Source organism: Eubacterium sp. AF22-8LB (assembly GCF_003458715.1).
Classification (GTDB): domain Bacteria; phylum Bacillota_I; class Bacilli_A; order Erysipelotrichales; family Erysipelotrichaceae; genus Holdemanella.
The window spans coordinates 401-610 of record NZ_QRVI01000069.1; the positions used below are offsets into that span (position 1 = coordinate 401).

The 210-nt window shown below is 40.0% G+C and carries 1 protein-coding gene; it reads left to right on the forward strand.

Going from position 1 to position 210, the window contains the following annotated elements:
• On the forward strand, positions 1-210 hold a 210-nt coding region (locus DWY01_RS11845; protein ID WP_243002011.1), incomplete at both ends, for an IS66 family transposase.

Sequence of the window (210 nt, forward strand, 5' to 3'; positions counted from 1 at the left end):
ACACTGGTTAAAACCACTGACAGGCAGAATGCATGAAATCCTGCTTGAATCAAAACATGCCCATGCCGATGAAACACCTGTTCAAGTTCTAAATGAACCTGGTAAAAAGGCAACAACGAAATCCTATATGTGGGTATATTCAAGCATCAAAGAGAGTTCATATCCAATCCGACTGTTTGTATATGCACCAAACAGATGCGGATATAATCC